Genomic DNA, 16,245 nt, shown 5'->3' on the forward strand with positions numbered 1-16,245 from the left:
ATAATTTAGTTTAAAAATAAAGAGTTAAACCTCTAAATAAAACTGGTCTAGGTAAGTAAGCATGAAATCATGGCGCTGTTTTGCTATTTTTCTACCTTCGTCAGTCTTCATCAAATCTTTAAGTAGCAACAGCTTTTCATAGAAATGATTGATTGTGGGCGAGGTTGAGTTTTTATATTCTTCCTTTGTCATGTTTAACTGTGGCTTTATTTCAGGATCATAAAGTATCCTGTTTTTGTACCCTCCGTAAGTAAAGGCTCTGGCAATACCAATTGCACCAATCGCGTCCAGTCTGTCAGCGTCCTGGACCACATCCAGTTCTTTAGATTGAAACGTAATCAGACCTAAACTACTTTTGTAGCTTAGGTTCCTAATGATTTGTTGTACATGTTCAGTGATTTGAGGGGCGATATCAAGTGTGCTTAAAAACTCTCCTGCTACTCTTGGGCCTATTTCCTCATCTCCATTATTAAACTTTGCGTCTGCAATATCATGAAGTAGTGCTGCAAGTGCGACTACCAGATCATCTGCTTGTTCAATCTTATTAATTGCAATTGCATTTTTATAAACACGGTCTATATGGAACCAGTCGTGGCCAGCTTCAGCATCTGACAAGGTTTCTTTAACAAATTGTATGGTGCGGTCAATGATTTGATTCATCGCAATTAGTTCTTATTCGGTATGCTTAACAGGTCTTTCATTTTCCGGTCTTCTGCTGCCATCGTACAATTCATATTCTAACATGCGGCAATCCAATTTGCCATTATAAAATTCTATTTTACGTGCAGCTTTCAATCCGATTTTTTTAGCCAGATCAGGATTTCCGGTAAAGATGTATCCGAAATAACCTTTACAATGTTGCTTCATGAAGTCACCCATACGTTTATATGTGGCTTCCAATTTAGAATGCACTCCTAAACGTTCTCCGTATTCAGGATTAAAGACCACGACACCATTCCCAGTATCGGGTACTTGTGTGTCGGCAAAATCGCATACCTCAAAAGTAATTAAGGTATCTACTCCAGCTGTTTTGGCATTTCTTCTGCTTACCTCTACTGCATCTTCAGATAAATCTGTTGCAATGATCTGCAGGTTCACGTTTTTAATAACCTGATCTTTTAGAATTCTGCGTTCTGAGAAAAATACCTGTTCATCGTAGCCCATAATATGCATAAAGCCATAATTCATGCGGAATAAACCCGGACGACGATTTGTAGCAATTAAAGCAGCTTCTATAGCCAGTGTTCCAGAACCGCACATCGGATTTACAAATGGTGACTTCTGATCCCATTTGGTACTCAGTACTACTGATGCAGCTAAAGCTTCTAGCATTGGGGCCTTTCCTGGAATTTTACGGTAACCATGTTTGGCCAGCGTTTCTCCTGAAGTATCAATAAATATATCTGCTTCGCTATCTTTCCAGTATAAGTGAATTACTGCTTTGTTTGCATCGGAACCAGAATTAGGACGAATGCCTTTCTTTTCCTTGATTCTGTCAACAATAGCATCCTTTACCTTTAGGTTTGCAAACAGTGGAGTGGTAATGGTTGGATTATCCACATTTGATGTTACTGAGAAATAACCAGAAAAATCAATCAGCTCTTCCCATGGCATTTCTACCATTTCCTTGTATAATTCCTCCGGGTTACTTGCCTTGAAGCTTTTCAGGCAATATAATATCTGACTGGCGCATCTTAAGTTCAGATTTAGCTTGATGCATTCTGTTAAGGTGATGTTCAGTTCCAGACCCGTTGGGAAATCCCTTACGATTTCATAGCCAAGGTCTTCTACCTCTTTTATCAGGTAAGCAGACAGGCGCTTGTTACAGGTTATAATAACCTTATTTTTTGTGTGGAAAACTTGCATAATTTATTGTGCGAAGTTATCAATAAAAATATAGAGATTTGAACTTCGTAGTAGAATAAAAGAGTATTTGTTATGGAATTAAAAGGAAAAGTGCATGAAATCGGTGCATTACAGCAGGTGAGTGAGACTTTCAAGAAAAGAGACCTGATTATAGAATATGCAGAAAACCCTACTTATCCTGAATACATCAGGTTTGAGGCTTTACAAGATAAAACAGCTTTATTTGACAGCTTAAAACAAGGTGATGATGTAGAGGTTTCATTCAACTTACGTGGTCGTCCGTGGACAGATAAAACCGGAAAGACATCTTATTTTAACAGTTTAGTAGTATGGCGTATTAATGCGTTAACACCAGGCGCAGCCGCAGCATCTACTCCAGCATATGCACCACCAGCTGATTTAAACAGCGCACCAGGTGAGGAAGATGATCTTCCTTTTTAAGAGCTTTTTTAAAGTAAACAATTTACAGATTATGCCGGAAATATCTTCCGGCATTTTTTTTTGATTAAATAGCTGATCATCAGCGTTTTGTTTGGCTGGGCTCTATGGCTTTTATGAGTCTCATACGAGTCTCCTATGAGTATTGTATGACTTTGTATGACCTGGGGTCATTTAAAAGGCTATTCAGAAGCTGTTTTTATACAGCTATATTATACTATTGATGCATTATTAAATTAAGTATTTATTCAGGAGCTCAATTAGCTTTGCCAACCCTGCTCCAGATTTCGTAGATCTTTGCTCCTTTGCTGCTTAAACCACTATGGTGCCAGTCGCCATTTTCCAGCTTTCCATCAAAACTTAGAGAAGCACCAACGCGACTATTGTCTCTGGAAAAGAATTCAATGTTTTCGGTGTATTTGCCATCCTTAAAAGTATAACTGCCACCTCCGGTTCCAGAAAATTGTTTTTTTGCAGGATCTATTGCTACCCATTGAAATTTGGTTCCGGTTAGCAATTTGTATGTTTGTCTTGTTCCGGTTTGATGTATAGCTGTTATCTTGCCATTTTGCATACGACCCGTGATGCGCCAAACGCCAGCAAGTTCCGCTTGCCCATTATCTACCCGTTGAAAATCTGCTTCGCCTTGAGGCACTGAAAGGGAAAGTTGGCTCGATGTAACTGAAAATGGGATTTCTTTAATACTATCCACTCCGGTTGAATCTATGCTGTCGAACAATGCTTTTGTAATAATAGACTTGCCCTTTACCTCATAATGACCACCATCAGTTCCTATAAATTGATTTCCTTGTTGAACAGTATGAAAATAGAAACCATCCTGGAAGAAAAGATGATGACGCTTTTCGCCTTCATTAAATTCCCAGGATCCATTTAGCATTGTAGCTGTTTGTGCTTTCAGGTTACCAAAAGCTGTGCTCAATGTAAGTATGCAGATTAAAAGGATTTTCATATTTTTTTAGATAAGTGTTTGATTACTATTGCCAATAGGTCTAATAAATATAGTGATTTTGCTTCATAACCGTGTTAAATTTTGTTAAATAAGGAAGCTTTGTGTGAATGCTTCTTTATTTTTGAGTATTCTATAATGAAGAAAAGAAGCCTTTGGTTAATTACCGGACTAATGACTGTAGCTTTGCTAGGGGTGTTTGTAATGCAATTGTATTACATCAGGGAAGCCTATTATCTAAAATCTCAGCTTTTTGAACAGGATGTAAAACAAGCTCTGAATGCGGTGGCGAGTAAGGTGCAAAAACGTTATGCAGCTGTGCATATTACAAAAAAGGACTATGAAATCAGGAAAGAACGAGAACAGGACTTTAGAGGTAAAGCGCAACAGATTGTCGATTTTAAAGAGAAATACAAAGAACAGGAGGCTAAGCGTAAATTAGATCAGCAGAGACGAATTGTTGCTGACCTGAACATGCGTGATAGCATAGTAAGGCGTACCTTTCTAAAACCAGAGTTAATCAGTGAGGAGGTTTATCAGGAAATATCCAATCCTGGAAGTAAAGGAAATTCATCATTGCAGGTTCAGGTTGACTTTGGTGTTGATGCTTTTGGAAATGTAAGTGGAAATGTAAATCAGACGGTGATATCTAGAAAGACAGCAACGTTTTCTATGACACCAGGGCGGATTCCTGATAGCATCAGGTATCTGGCTGTAAATCCCAGAACACTAAATCCGATGACTGTTTCTATTGAGCGTGTTGCTCCAGAAACTGCATTGAAATTTAAAATGGAAGACCAGATTGCAGAACAGAAGTATAAAGTAGGTCTTAATGAATTGATGAAAGATACACTAGCCCTGGAAGGAAAAGACTTAAATTATCTCGAGGATATAGCAAAAGAGATGCGGCAGGTTTATGTTCCGATTAATCAGCGTGTTTCCAGAGCGTCGTTGGATACATTGATTAAAAAGGAATTACAGAATCAGAATGTAAATTCGACTTACGATTTTTGGTTAAAACTGGCTAATAAGGATTCAGTGCTTTATCATAGAGCATCAAATCAATCCGAAGAATTGTTGCCTCAGAATACTTACCGTACAACTTTGTTTAGTAATGAGATTTTCCGTGATCCTGGAATGCTTTACTTATATTTCCCTAATAAAAACTCTTTAATTTTAAGTAATATGTGGGCTACCATGGCTTCATCGGCGGCTCTATTGTTGGTGTTGATTTTTATTTTTGCTTATACTATTTATGCAATACTTAAGCAAAAGAAGATCTCTGAAATGAAGAATGACTTCATTAATAACATGACACATGAATTTAAAACGCCTGTAGCAACCATTATGATTGCAAGTGAGGCTTTAAAAGATCCTGAAATTGCTGAAGATAAGAATAGGATCAGTCGGCTTGCGGGGATTATATATGATGAGAATGTCCGATTGGGAAATCATATAGAACGTGTTTTAAGTATTGCAAGCTTAGAGAAAAAGGAATTGAAACTGGAGCATAAAGATGTAAATATTCATGACTTAATTACTGCTGTTGTAGATAGCATGAGCTTGCAGTTACAAAAGAAAAATGCAAAAGTAAGCTTGAATCTGAATGCTGTACATCCGCTTGTGTATGGAGATGAATTGCATTTATCTAATGTTTTTTATAATCTGATAGATAATGCTAACAAGTATAGTGTAGAAAACCCTGATATTACGATTGAAACCAGAAGTACTGAAAAGGCTTTGGTTGTAGATATTTCCGATAAGGGAATTGGAATGACTAAAGAGCACTCAAAACGTATATTTGATCAGTTTTACCGTGTTCCAACAGGGAATCTACATGATGTAAAGGGCTTTGGTCTGGGTTTAAATTATGTTCAGGATATTGTTGAGCAAATGAATGGAACAATAAAAGTACATAGTGAAAAAGATAAAGGGACTAAGTTTGAAATAAGTTTACCACTAAACCATAACTGATGAAAAAAATTCTATTGGTCGAAGACGATCCTAACCTTGGATTACTTTTGCAAGATTACCTTCAATTAAAAGGGAAATTTGAAGTAGTGTTATGCACCGATGGAGAAGAGGGTTTGAAAGCATTTAGCAGACAAAGTTTTGACTTATGTATTCTGGATGTGATGATGCCTAAGAAAGATGGATTTACCCTGGGAAAAGAGATTAGAAAAATTAATCAAGAGATTCCAATAATCTTTGCTACAGCAAAAGCAATGATAGAAGATAAGGCATCAGCCTATGATCTCGGAGGTGATGATTACATTACAAAACCATTTAGAATTGAGGAATTGCTGCTACGCATAAATGCATTGTTAAAACGTGTGGCTGTAAAAGAACCTGTTGATCAGGAGCCTGAGCAAAATCAGTTTCAAATAGGGGATTATACCTTTGATTATACTACTCAGCTGATCCATTATAATGGATTGCAGCAAAAATTATCTACCAAGGAAGCTGAGCTTTTGCGTTTGCTCTGTCTTAAAAAAAATGCTGTTCTTACCAGGGAAGAAGCTTTGTTAAGTATCTGGCATGATGATAATTATTTTAATGGACGTAGTATGGATGTTTTTTTAAGTAAATTAAGGAAATACTTAAGGGACGATCCTAAAGTTGAGATTTTGAATGTTCATGGTAAAGGTTATAAGTTGCTGGTAAATTAGCTTGCTTTATGAAAATCAAAATCCCCTCTATCAGCACTTTATGGTCAGGTTTTCTTAAGGTAATTCTTCGATTTCCATTACAAGTATTGGTTGCCATTTCCGCCACGATTGCATGGTGTATTGTGGTAGATACTTCAAAGCGAACTGAAGAAGAATTGATTTTATTCTTATGTACATGTAACCTGGCGTTAACAGTGTTGCTGGCTATTGATTTATATGCTGAGTCAAATAAACTTAGCGTGGCTAAGCAATGGGCATTCCGCCTTACAGGCTTGTTTATCTGCGCAGGTCTGCATTTTATATTAAAACCTGCATTTTATCTGGCTGATGTATACCGGATTGCTCTGCTGGCATTTGCTTCTCATCTACTGGTCGCATATGCTCCTTTTATAAATAAAGGGAGTGCAAATGGCTTTTGGCAATATAATAAAACCTTGTTTTTAAGGATTCTTACGTCAGCATTATATGCCGGAGTGTTATTTGCCGGACTCGCTATTGCACTTGTAGCTATTGATGGATTGTTTAATGTTAATATTAAATGGGAAGTTTATATGCGTCTTTTTGCTGTTGTTGCAGCTGGCTTTATGACTATTTTTTTTCTCGCAGGAATACCTTCTGATTTCGAAGGTCTGGATAAGGATGAAAGCTATCCCAAAGGGCTGAAAATATTTACGCAGTATGTGTTGATTCCGCTTATGACTATTTACCTGCTTATTTTGCTGGTATATGAAGCTAAAATTATCATCAATTGGGAACTGCCAAAGGGATTGGTTTCTACTTTGATATTGGGTTATGCTGTTTTTGGTATTCTTTCTCTATTACTCATTCAGCCTATTAAGGAAAAAGAAGGAAATGGATGGATAAAGCTTTTTTCTAAGTTCTTTTATGTGATGATGATTCCCTTGGTGGTGTTGTTATTGCTTGCAGTTTGGAAAAGAGTAGATAGCTACGGAATTACGGAGTCAAGGTATATTCTTGTAATACTTGCAATATGGCTTACACTAATTACAGTATATTTCCTGTTAAGCAGGAAACAGAATATTAAAATTATTCCAGTTAGTCTAAGTATTCTTGCGATATTATCTACATATGGCCCTCAAAGTGCTTTTTCGGTGTCCAGGTTTTCGCAGGTGAAGCGTTTAAATAATCTGATGAAATCTAATGGTGAAGAGGATGTTAAACAACGTAGTGCGGTTATAGATTATTTAGTAGACAGGCATGGGCTAACAACGTTACAGCCTTTTACAAATGTAAATTTAAGAGAGCTAGAGCATGAAATGGAGTTAAAAGATACTTCTCAATACCGTTACGCAATTAAAAGGGATAAAATAGATACCGCATATTCGTTACTAAAAGTAAAACGCGCAGAATATGCTGCTAGTTTTGATTATAAGCAATTTGAACCTGAAAACGGAACTTTAACGGATATTAAGGGGTACGATTATTTAATACCTATTGAGTCTTATAAAGATAAATTTTCTCAGAAAATTGGCAATGTTGAATTGCGTGTTGAGAGAGATAAGCAGAATAAAAATACAAAGGTTAATGTAGGTGATGCTGTTGTTGATTTTGATATGTTAAAAATGTCGGTAGAGGCAACGAATCTGCTTAAAGCGGGTAAACTAAAAGGTTCTGGAGGGAAATTTTATTTACCAGCAGAGGTGCTTTCTATTGTCCATAAGGTTGGTAATATGGAGGTGAAATTAGTTGTCACATCACTTAATACTACTATAAATGCAGATAGAAAGAAAGAATCAGATCGTTGGTTTAATTATAATGGTTACCTGTTAGTGAGGATAAAGTAGTAAGTTCTTCCTAGATTTGCAGTATGCTGAATTCGGAAACTGTTAATCCTGCTGATCTTGCGGCCAGATTTGTAAATTATACTTCAAAACATATTTTTCTTACGGGAAAGGCAGGGACCGGTAAAACAACTTTTCTTAGAAGGTTAATTGGCCTGACTCATAAAAAGGCTGTTATTGCGGCACCCACTGGTATTGCTGCAATTAACGCAAATGGTGTAACAATACACTCTTTGTTTCAGCTGCCTTTTGGGGCTTATTTGCCAAAGCAGCCCGCAGCAGATGGCGATCATTATAATCAGCAATACAATACCCCGAAATCAATAGTTCGCCATTTAAATATGACTGCTGCAAAGCGTAAGGTGTTAATGGATATGGAGCTTTTGATTATTGATGAAGTGAGTATGCTTCGCGCAGATTTACTTGATGCAATAGATATGGTGCTGCGTTACATCAGGAGGAACAATACAGCTAGTTTTGGAGGGGTGCAGGTGTTATTTATTGGTGATTTGCATCAATTGCCCCCGGTAGTAAAATCTAATGAATGGACTTTGCTTGGGCAGTTTTATAAAAGTGCATACTTTTTTGATGCACATGCTCTATATCATGAGCCACCTATATACATAGAGCTGGAAAAAATATACAGACAGGCTGATAATGTGTTTATTAATCTGCTGAATAATTTAAGGAATAATGAGGTGACACAACAAGATGTTGCTTTGCTCGAAAAGTACTATCAGGCCGATTTTAAGCCTTCAATGAATGATAAATACATCACATTAACCACTCACAATAATAAAGCTGATGCTTTAAATAAAGAAAGACTCGAGGAGTTAAAAGATCCTTCGTATTTATATGTAGCTAAGATAGAGAATGAATTTAGTGAATACTCATATCCGGCAGAGCATATATTGGAACTGAAGGTTGGAGCGCAGGTGATGTTTATAAAAAATGATCCTACTGGTGAGCAGCGTTTTTTTAACGGTAAGATTGCAACTGTTATAGCGCTTAAACCCGATATGATTGAAGTGCAGACAGAAGGTAATAATGAGAAAATCGTAATGGAAAAGTACAAGTGGGAAAATATAAGGTATACCACAGATAAAGTCTCCGGAGAAATAAAGGAGGAACTGATTGGTACCTTTACTCAATATCCACTTAAGCTGGCCTGGGCCATTACGGTGCATAAAAGTCAGGGTTTAACTTTTGATAAGGCGATTATAGACATAGGCAATGCTTTTGCCCCCGGACAAATTTATGTTGCCCTGTCCAGATTGAGGACTTTAGATGGTTTGATATTAACATCTCTTATTTCAGGTTCCGGAATCAGACAGGATCAGAATGTGACTTTTTTCTCTAAAAATAAACAAGAGGTTGCTACGTTGGAGAGCAAAATCCAGGAAGAGAGTGAAAACTTTTTGAGGTCGTATCTCTTACAATGTTTCGATTTAACTCCGCTTGATAATTATGTTTATGAACATGTACATTCTTATACTAAAGACATAAATAAGTCTGCGAAGCAGAAACATGTAAAGTGGGCTGCGCAGTTGTTGAAAGAATTGAGTGAACTTAAGGGAAATGCCAATAAATTTCTGGCGCAGATCAGAAGGTTGTACGAAGATAAATCGGAAACAGGTTTGCAAACATTACTAGAACGGACTACCGCTGCTGAGAACTATTTTAATCCTTTGCTTTCTGCCTTTTCTATAAGAATTTTTGAGCGTATGGAACTAGTAAAGCAGGATAAGCAGGTCGTTGCTTATTTAACCGAGTTGCTGGAGATGGAGGCATTGTTTTATGAGCAGGTAAAGAAGGTTCGTAAAGCGACTGCTTTGTTGAGTGCAACCATTAGCGGTAAGGAGTTTACAAAGGATGATGTAAATGGCCTTTTAAGTCAGTCGGAAAGAGCTGCTCAAATGCAAAAGGTGTTTGCTATGCCTGGAAAACTGGATTTCACAGAGAAAAAGGGTAAAACTACAAAATCGGGTGCTACGAAATCAAAGGCTGTTAAAAAGGAGATAGCTCCAAAAGCAGATACTAAAGAGTTATCTTTAATACTATTGAAGGAAGGGAAGTCTGTGGCTGAGATTGCTGAGGAACGCAAAATGGTTGTTGGTACAATAGAAGGTCATCTGGCACATTATGTCGCTTTACAGGAAATCTCTGCGAAAGATATTATTGGCTCAAAAAAGCTGGATAAAATTTTGGATGCGATTAAAGAATTAAAAACATTACAGATGAATCCGATTCGGGAACGGCTGGGCAGAGATTATACTTTTGGTGAGATCAAGATTGGTGTGGCAGCACACCTGGCTGAAAGGGATTAGATTGAAAGGGGATTAAAAACTTACGTCCCCTTCAAATACCTTTTCTGCCGGGCCACCTAAAAAAACATGAGTAAACTGATGACCATCATAGTCGAATGCTATATTGAGGTTACCTCCCAGGACTTTAACGGGTGTTTCAATATGCCCGATTTTGCCTTGATGCTGTGCCATTGATAAAGCTACTGCTGTAACCCCGGTTCCGCAAGCATAGGTTTCATCTTCTACTCCACGCTCAAATGTGCGTACAAATAAATGATCACCTTTGTCTTCCACGAAATTTACATTGATACCTTCTTTTTTATAGGTGTCGTTATTACGGATGGCTTTTCCATTACTGTAGACATCATAATTCTCTAGATTTTCCTTTAACGCTACGTAATGTGGTGAACCTGTGTTTAACACATATGAATCTCCATCTTTGTTAACGGTGTCAACATCTATCATTTGAAGGTCTACCCAATTACCTGATTCTGAAATTTTGGCATAATGTGGTCCATCGACTGCCAAAAAGTTTGTTTCCAGTCCAATAGCTCCAAGATGTCTGGCGAAAGCAACGATACAACGCCCCCCATTTCCACACATACTGCCCGGTCGGCCATCAGCATTGAAGTAGTGCATCTCGAAATCATACTCAGCATGAGCAGTTAAAAACATTAATCCATCTGCACCAATGCCAAATCGCCTGTCACACAGTAGTTTTACGCGATCGTAGTCGATGTCTTTTAAAGGACTAGTCCTATGATCAATAAGTATAAAATCGTTTCCTGCTCCCTGGTATTTATAGAAATGAATGTCCATCTTTATTATTTACTGTCTATTTAACATTTTTTAACAGTAATCATGACTGTTTACAGATGCAAATATCGGTGATATGGTATTAAATTTGAATAGATCAATGAAAGAAAAATATTTAAGTTTTCTTAATAGGTTAAATTTAAACTAATATATAAATGAAAAAGATAGGATTAATCGCGTTGGTTGCATTTATAGGTGGTGCAGCTGCAATTGGTGGCTATAAATTGTTAGAGCCAAAAAATGACGCAATGCTGTCATTTGCGGATCAGCAAAAAGTATTGTTCGCTAGTAACCCAAAAATATCATCAGCCGGAGCTGTTGATTTTGTAGAAGCGGCTGCGGCAGTTTCGCCTGCAGTGGTTCACATTAAAACATCATATACAGGTTCGGATTCAGGACAGGGACGTTCATCATCTCCAATGGATATGTTTGAGGAATTCTTTGGCCGCGGGGGTCGTAAAATGCCTCGTGCGCCAAGAGCAGCATCTGGTTCAGGTGTGATTTTAACACCTGACGGTTATATTGTAACCAATAACCATGTTGTAGATAATGCAGATAAGATTGAAGTAATATTATCTGACAGACGTAAAGTTAGTGCAAAAGTAATCGGTAAAGACCCAAACACAGATTTAGCTTTAATTAAGGTTGAAGCAACTGATCTACCTGTTGTAAAGATGGGTAATTCTGATAATGTTCAGATTGGTGAATGGGTGTTAGCAGTAGGCTTCCCGTTGGATCTACAAACTACCGTTACTGCGGGTATTGTAAGTGCTAAAGCACGTAATATCGGTATTCTTGCCAGAAATCAACAACCCACAGAAGAAGAATATGAAGAATACCAAAGAACAGGAAAAGCTCCTGTAAACAATAGTATTGAATCATATATTCAAACAGATGCAGCGATTAACCCCGGAAACAGTGGTGGTGCGTTGGTAAATGCTAACGGTGAGTTGATTGGTATTAATGCTGCTATTGCTTCTCAAACAGGGACTAATGTGGGATATGGATTTGCTATTCCTGTAAACCTGGCTAAGAAAATTCTTGATGACTTTAGAAAATATGGTGCAGTTAAACGTGGCTACATTGGAGTAACATTCTCTGCATTGGATGCAGATGCGGCAGAGAAATTAAATGTTAAAGATATCTCTGGTTTGTATGTAAATGAAGTGCTTCCGGGTAGTGGCGCTGCTGCGGCAGGTATTCAAAAAGGTGATATCATTAAAAAAGTAGATGGAACAATTATCTATGATTCTCCTGATCTTCAGGAAAAAATTGGCCGATTAAGTCCCGGTGATAAAGTAGAATTGACTTATTCTAGGAATGGTCAGTTGAAAGATACTAAAGTAACCCTAAAAGGGGAGAGCAGTACTGTACAACAAAACGCGGTTGCGAAAGCATCAGGCAGTGCAAGTATAGAAAAACTGGGCGCTTCATTTGCGCCTGCCTCTGCACAACTTAAAAGCAGATTTGGTGCTAAGAGCGGTGTAGTGGTAACTGCAGTAGAGCAGGGCAAAATCTTTGATTCTTTAGAGATTCCTAAAGGCTTATTGGTTACTGCAGTTAATGGCAGGCCGGTAAATAGCGCGAAGGATGTAGAGCAGGCTTTGCCACAATCAAGAAACGGTATGACTACAATTTCCGGGGTAACAGCACAAGGTAACTTTACTTATTCTTTCTAAGTAGAAATTAAAATACAGCAAACGGGGTATCTGATCATTCAGATGCCCCGTTTCTTTTTTATGAGGAATTCATTGGAATTTAGTTTTATCATCTAATTGTAATGTTAGAATGTTTCTAAATAGCGTATTGTTGCTTGGAATTAACGAATTAATTCTTTTATTAAATACTTTTGCACATAATCAGAAATAAAAAAACAATCTAATGGCAAGTTTCGGAAAGGCTTTTTCCTCATCAATTGGAAAAAAATTAATAATGGGCATTACGGGCCTGTTTCTCATTTCATTTCTTTTAGTGCATTGCTTTATCAATGCCTTGATTTTTGTAAATGATGGCGGGTTAACGTTTAACATGGGTGCACATTTTATGGGTACTAACTGGTTAATCAGAGCTATGGAAATCGTTTTATTCGCAGGCTTGCTTGCGCATATCATCCAGGGTTTCAGGTTGGTATTTCAAAATCAGGCAGCACGCCCGGTTAAATACGCAGTTAATAATGGTTCGGCAAACAGTAAGTGGTATTCTCGTTCAATGGGTTTATTAGGTACTTTGCTATTGATCTTTTTAATTGTTCACATCAACAAGTTTTGGGTGATGTCTCGTTTTACTGGCATCCCTACGATAGATGCAAATGGTAACCATGACCTGTTTGCTGTAATGGTAGAAACCTTTAAAGATCCTTTACTGGTTTTACTTTATGTATTGGCGATGGTTTCACTGGCTTATCACTTATTGCATGGTTTTTCTTCTGCATTCCAGACTTTAGGATGGAACCACAAGAAGTATACACCAATTATCAAATCACTGGGAGTATGGTATTCAATCATCATTTCTTTGCTGTTCGCTTCTATGCCAATTGCAATGTACCTGGGGCTTATTAAATAATTTTAGATCTTAAAGTTTAAACAACATGGCAGAATTAAATGCTCATATACCTGAAGGAGAGTTAACAGAGAAATGGACTAAATTACGTTCTTCTATGCCATTGGTTAATCCGGCCAATAAAAGAAGTATAGAAATTATCGTAGTAGGTTCGGGGCTGGCAGGTGCTTCAGCAGCAGCTACCCTTGCTGAAATGGGTTATAAGGTTAAATGTTTTTGCTTCCAGGATTCACCTAGAAGAGCTCACTCTATTGCAGCTCAAGGTGGTATCAATGCAGCAAAGAACTATCAGAATGATGGCGATAGTACTTATCGTTTGTTTTATGATACAATAAAAGGTGGTGATTACCGTGCACGTGAAGCTAACGTTCATCGTTTAGCTGAGGTGAGCGCAAATATTATAGATCAGTGTGTGGCCCAGGGTGTTCCTTTAGCGAGAGAGTATGGTGGTTTGTTAGACAACCGTTCTTTTGGTGGTACCCAGGTTCAGCGTACATTTTATGCAGCCGGACAAACTGGTCAGCAATTGCTTTTAGGTGCTTACAGCGCTTTAGAGCGTCAGGTAGGCATGGGTAAAGTTGAAATGTTTACTCGTCATGAAATGCTTGAAGTTGTGGTTGTGGATGGTAAAGCTCGTGGTATTATTGCCCGTAATTTATTGACCGGAGAACTAGAGCGTCATTCAGGACATGCTGTATTGCTTTGCAGTGGTGGCTATGGAAACGTATTCTACCTTTCTACTAATGCAATGGGTAGTAACGTAACCGCTGCATGGAAAGCACATAAAAAAGGAGCTTTTTTTGGTAACCCTTGCTATACCCAAATTCACCCTACTTGTATCCCTGTTTCAGGGGATCACCAGTCTAAATTAACCTTGATGTCTGAATCGTTACGTAACGACGGACGTATCTGGGTTCCTAAAAAGAAAGATGATACCCGTAAAGCATCGGAGATTCCGGAGGATGAAAGAGATTATTATTTAGAGCGTAGGTATCCTGCTTTTGGTAACCTTGTTCCTCGTGATGTAGCTTCCCGTGCTGCTAAAGAGCGTTGTGATGCTGGTTACGGTGTGGGTGCATCTAAGCTTGCTGTTTACCTGGATTTTAAAGCCAATACTGAGCGATATGGTCGTATTGAAGCAAATAAACAAAACATCCATAACCCAGATAAAGAAACCTGCATGCGCTTAGGCCGTGAGGTGATCAAAGAAAAGTATGGTAACTTGTTTGATATGTATGCGCAGATTACAGGAGAAGATCCTTATGAATTGCCTATGCGTATTTATCCTGCAGTCCACTATACCATGGGCGGCTTATGGGTAGACTATAATTTGATGACAACTGTACCAGGCTTGTATGCTTTGGGAGAGGCTAATTTCTCTGATCATGGTGCTAACCGTTTAGGTGCTTCTGCTTTGATGCAAGGATTAGCTGATGGTTATTTCGTAATTCCTTATACTATTGGTGCTTATTTATCTAAAGAACTGGCAACAAAACCAATTCCACAGGATCACCCTGCATTTGTAGAAGCTGAAGCTAGTGCAAGAGGAATTATTGACAAATTCTTTGCGATTAAAGGAACTAAGTCTGTTGATCATTTCCATAAAAAATTAGGAAAGATCATGTGGGAAAAATGTGGAATGGCGCGTAATGCTAAAGGTTTAACCGAGGCAATTGCAGAAATTCAAGAGCTTCGTAAGGAATTCTGGAGTGATGTTCGTGTTCCAGGAGAGGCAAATGAGTTTAACCCTGAGCTTGAAAAGGCTGGTCGTGTAGCCGACTTTATAGAGCTTGGTGAATTGATGTGTATTGATGCATTGAACAGAAACGAATCTTGTGGTGGCCACTTTAGGGAAGAATATCAGACTGAGGAAGGTGAAGCAATGCGTGATGATGAAAACTACGCTTATGTTGCTGCATGGGAATATAAGGAAGGTGTAAAATTCGAATTACACAAAGAAGAGCTGAAGTTCGAAAACATCAAGGTTGCACAAAGGAGTTATAAATAATAGCTAAGTACTAAAATCTCAATATCATGAGTACAGGAAATATGAATTTAACGCTAAAAATATGGCGTCAAAAGAATAACAAAGCCAAAGGTGGTTTGGTTGATTATAAAATATCAGAGATTTCTCCTGATATGTCTTTCTTAGAAATGTTTGACGTATTAAACGAAGAGCTTATTTCTAAGGGAGACGAGCCTGTTGTGTTTGATCACGACTGTAGAGAAGGAATTTGTGGTGCGTGTTCTATGTTTATTAATGGTAGACCGCACGGGCCAAAAGAAGGAATTACTACTTGCCAGTTACACATGCGATCATTCAAAGATGGAGATACCATCGTTGTTGAGCCGTGGAGAGCAAAGGCTTTTCCAGTAATAAAAGATTTAACTGTAGATAGATCTGCATTCGATAGAGTTATTGCAGCAGGAGGCTTTATTTCAGTTAACACAGGGAATGCACAGGATGCTAACAATCTGCCTATTCCTAAAGTACAAGCAGATTCAGCTTTCGAAGCTGCAGCTTGTATCGGATGTGGGGCTTGTGTTGCAACTTGTAAAAATGCTTCAGCTATGTTATTCGTATCTGCAAAGATTTCTCAGCTTGCACAATTACCACAAGGACAGCCAGAGCGTTACCGTAGGGTTCAGAGCATGGTTGCACAGATGGATGCCGAAGGCTTTGGAAATTGTACCAATACAGGAGCTTGTGAGGCAGAATGCCCTAAAGGCATATCTTTAGAGAACATAGCACGTATGAATAGAGATTTTTATTCTGCAAAATTTGTATCTGAGGAAGATATTTAATAGTTTTATAAAACGAG

General features: G+C 38.0%; 13 protein-coding genes. 9 read left to right on the plus strand and 4 right to left on the minus strand.

Annotated elements, in window-relative coordinates; all coding sequences use genetic code 11:
- Positions 1–24 precede the first annotated feature (24 nt).
- Positions 25–660, minus strand: a complete 636-nt coding sequence (locus ABDJ41_RS01625) for an HD domain-containing protein (RefSeq protein ID WP_349783988.1) — start codon at positions 658–660, stop codon at positions 25–27.
- A 12-nt stretch (positions 661–672) separates the two neighbouring features.
- Complete coding sequence (locus ABDJ41_RS01630) at positions 673–1,866, minus strand: THUMP domain-containing class I SAM-dependent RNA methyltransferase (RefSeq protein ID WP_349783989.1); 1,194 nt, start codon at positions 1,864–1,866, stop codon at positions 673–675.
- A gap of 72 nt (positions 1,867–1,938) precedes the next feature.
- On the opposite strand from ABDJ41_RS01630, the gene ABDJ41_RS01635 reads away from it, so the two are divergent.
- The gene (locus ABDJ41_RS01635; RefSeq protein WP_349783990.1) at positions 1,939–2,307 is read left to right on the plus strand and encodes a DUF3127 domain-containing protein; all 369 of its coding nucleotides are present in this window, start codon (positions 1,939–1,941) and stop codon (positions 2,305–2,307) included.
- A 253-nt stretch (positions 2,308–2,560) separates the two neighbouring features.
- On the opposite strand, the gene ABDJ41_RS01640 is transcribed toward ABDJ41_RS01635, so the two are convergent.
- Positions 2,561–3,274 (minus strand): hypothetical protein, encoded by a 714-nt coding sequence (locus tag ABDJ41_RS01640; RefSeq protein WP_349783991.1) that lies wholly within the window; start codon positions 3,272–3,274, stop codon positions 2,561–2,563.
- 135 nt (positions 3,275–3,409) lie between these two features.
- Between ABDJ41_RS01640 and ABDJ41_RS01645 the strand changes: the two genes are divergently transcribed.
- The 4 genes from ABDJ41_RS01645 to ABDJ41_RS01660 are packed head-to-tail and all read left to right on the plus strand — an operon-like array spanning position 3,410 to position 10,069.
- The gene (locus ABDJ41_RS01645; RefSeq protein ID WP_349783992.1) at positions 3,410–5,245 is read left to right on the plus strand and encodes a sensor histidine kinase; all 1,836 of its coding nucleotides are present in this window, start codon (positions 3,410–3,412) and stop codon (positions 5,243–5,245) included.
- On the plus strand, positions 5,245–5,940 hold the full coding sequence (locus ABDJ41_RS01650; protein WP_349783993.1) for a response regulator transcription factor: 696 nt from the start codon (positions 5,245–5,247) through the stop codon (positions 5,938–5,940). The genes ABDJ41_RS01645 and ABDJ41_RS01650 overlap by 1 nt, the downstream gene beginning before the upstream one ends.
- Before the next feature lie 8 nt (positions 5,941–5,948).
- Entirely contained in the window at positions 5,949–7,745 is a 1,797-nt protein-coding gene (locus tag ABDJ41_RS01655; protein ID WP_349783994.1) for a DUF4153 domain-containing protein, read from the plus strand.
- Positions 7,746–7,768: 23 nt separating this feature from the next.
- Complete coding sequence (locus ABDJ41_RS01660) at positions 7,769–10,069, plus strand: helix-turn-helix domain-containing protein (protein WP_349783995.1); 2,301 nt, start codon at positions 7,769–7,771, stop codon at positions 10,067–10,069.
- Positions 10,070–10,081: 12 nt separating this feature from the next.
- Here ABDJ41_RS01660 and dapF read toward each other — a convergent pair whose 3' ends face one another.
- Positions 10,082–10,867 carry a diaminopimelate epimerase gene (dapF, locus tag ABDJ41_RS01665; RefSeq protein ID WP_349783996.1) on the minus strand — a complete coding sequence of 262 codons (786 nt, stop codon included), beginning with the start codon at positions 10,865–10,867 and terminating at the stop codon, positions 10,082–10,084.
- Between the two features lie 152 nt (positions 10,868–11,019).
- On the opposite strand from dapF, the gene ABDJ41_RS01670 reads away from it, so the two are divergent.
- The 4 genes from ABDJ41_RS01670 (at position 11,020) to ABDJ41_RS01685 (ending at position 16,228) form a co-directional block, all read left to right on the plus strand.
- A complete protein-coding gene (locus ABDJ41_RS01670; RefSeq protein ID WP_349783997.1) occupies positions 11,020–12,543 on the plus strand; it encodes a Do family serine endopeptidase in 1,524 nt (507 codons plus the stop codon).
- Positions 12,544–12,745: 202 nt separating this feature from the next.
- Positions 12,746–13,426 (plus strand): succinate dehydrogenase cytochrome b subunit, encoded by a 681-nt coding sequence (locus tag ABDJ41_RS01675; protein WP_349783998.1) that lies wholly within the window; start codon positions 12,746–12,748, stop codon positions 13,424–13,426.
- Positions 13,427–13,451: 25 nt separating this feature from the next.
- Entirely contained in the window at positions 13,452–15,431 is a 1,980-nt protein-coding gene (locus tag ABDJ41_RS01680) for a fumarate reductase/succinate dehydrogenase flavoprotein subunit (RefSeq protein WP_349783999.1), read from the plus strand.
- A 26-nt stretch (positions 15,432–15,457) separates the two neighbouring features.
- Positions 15,458–16,228 carry a succinate dehydrogenase/fumarate reductase iron-sulfur subunit gene (locus ABDJ41_RS01685; protein ID WP_349784000.1) on the plus strand — a complete coding sequence of 257 codons (771 nt, stop codon included), beginning with the start codon at positions 15,458–15,460 and terminating at the stop codon, positions 16,226–16,228.
- Positions 16,229–16,245 lie beyond the last annotated feature (17 nt).

It is taken from the genome of Pedobacter sp. ASV1-7 (assembly GCF_040203335.1).
Lineage (GTDB): Bacteria > Bacteroidota > Bacteroidia > Sphingobacteriales > Sphingobacteriaceae > Pedobacter.

Bases quoted from the DNA above. Each gene is read 5' to 3' on its own strand.
- ABDJ41_RS01625 (WP_349783988.1), bottom strand. From the start codon at position 660: ATGAATCAAATCATTGACCGCACCATACAATTTGTTAAAGAAACCTTG.
- ABDJ41_RS01630 (WP_349783989.1), bottom strand. From the start codon at position 1,866: ATGCAAGTTTTCCACACAAAAAATAAGGTTATTATAACCTGTAACAAG.
- ABDJ41_RS01635 (WP_349783990.1), top strand. From the start codon at position 1,939: ATGGAATTAAAAGGAAAAGTGCATGAAATCGGTGCATTACAGCAGGTG.
- ABDJ41_RS01640 (WP_349783991.1), bottom strand. From the start codon at position 3,274: ATGAAAATCCTTTTAATCTGCATACTTACATTGAGCACAGCTTTTGGT.
- ABDJ41_RS01645 (WP_349783992.1), top strand. From the start codon at position 3,410: ATGAAGAAAAGAAGCCTTTGGTTAATTACCGGACTAATGACTGTAGCT.
- ABDJ41_RS01650 (WP_349783993.1), top strand. From the start codon at position 5,245: ATGAAAAAAATTCTATTGGTCGAAGACGATCCTAACCTTGGATTACTT.
- ABDJ41_RS01655 (WP_349783994.1), top strand. From the start codon at position 5,949: ATGAAAATCAAAATCCCCTCTATCAGCACTTTATGGTCAGGTTTTCTT.
- ABDJ41_RS01660 (WP_349783995.1), top strand. From the start codon at position 7,769: ATGCTGAATTCGGAAACTGTTAATCCTGCTGATCTTGCGGCCAGATTT.
- dapF (WP_349783996.1), bottom strand. From the start codon at position 10,867: ATGGACATTCATTTCTATAAATACCAGGGAGCAGGAAACGATTTTATA.
- ABDJ41_RS01670 (WP_349783997.1), top strand. From the start codon at position 11,020: ATGAAAAAGATAGGATTAATCGCGTTGGTTGCATTTATAGGTGGTGCA.
- ABDJ41_RS01675 (WP_349783998.1), top strand. From the start codon at position 12,746: ATGGCAAGTTTCGGAAAGGCTTTTTCCTCATCAATTGGAAAAAAATTA.
- ABDJ41_RS01680 (WP_349783999.1), top strand. From the start codon at position 13,452: ATGGCAGAATTAAATGCTCATATACCTGAAGGAGAGTTAACAGAGAAA.
- ABDJ41_RS01685 (WP_349784000.1), top strand. From the start codon at position 15,458: ATGAGTACAGGAAATATGAATTTAACGCTAAAAATATGGCGTCAAAAG.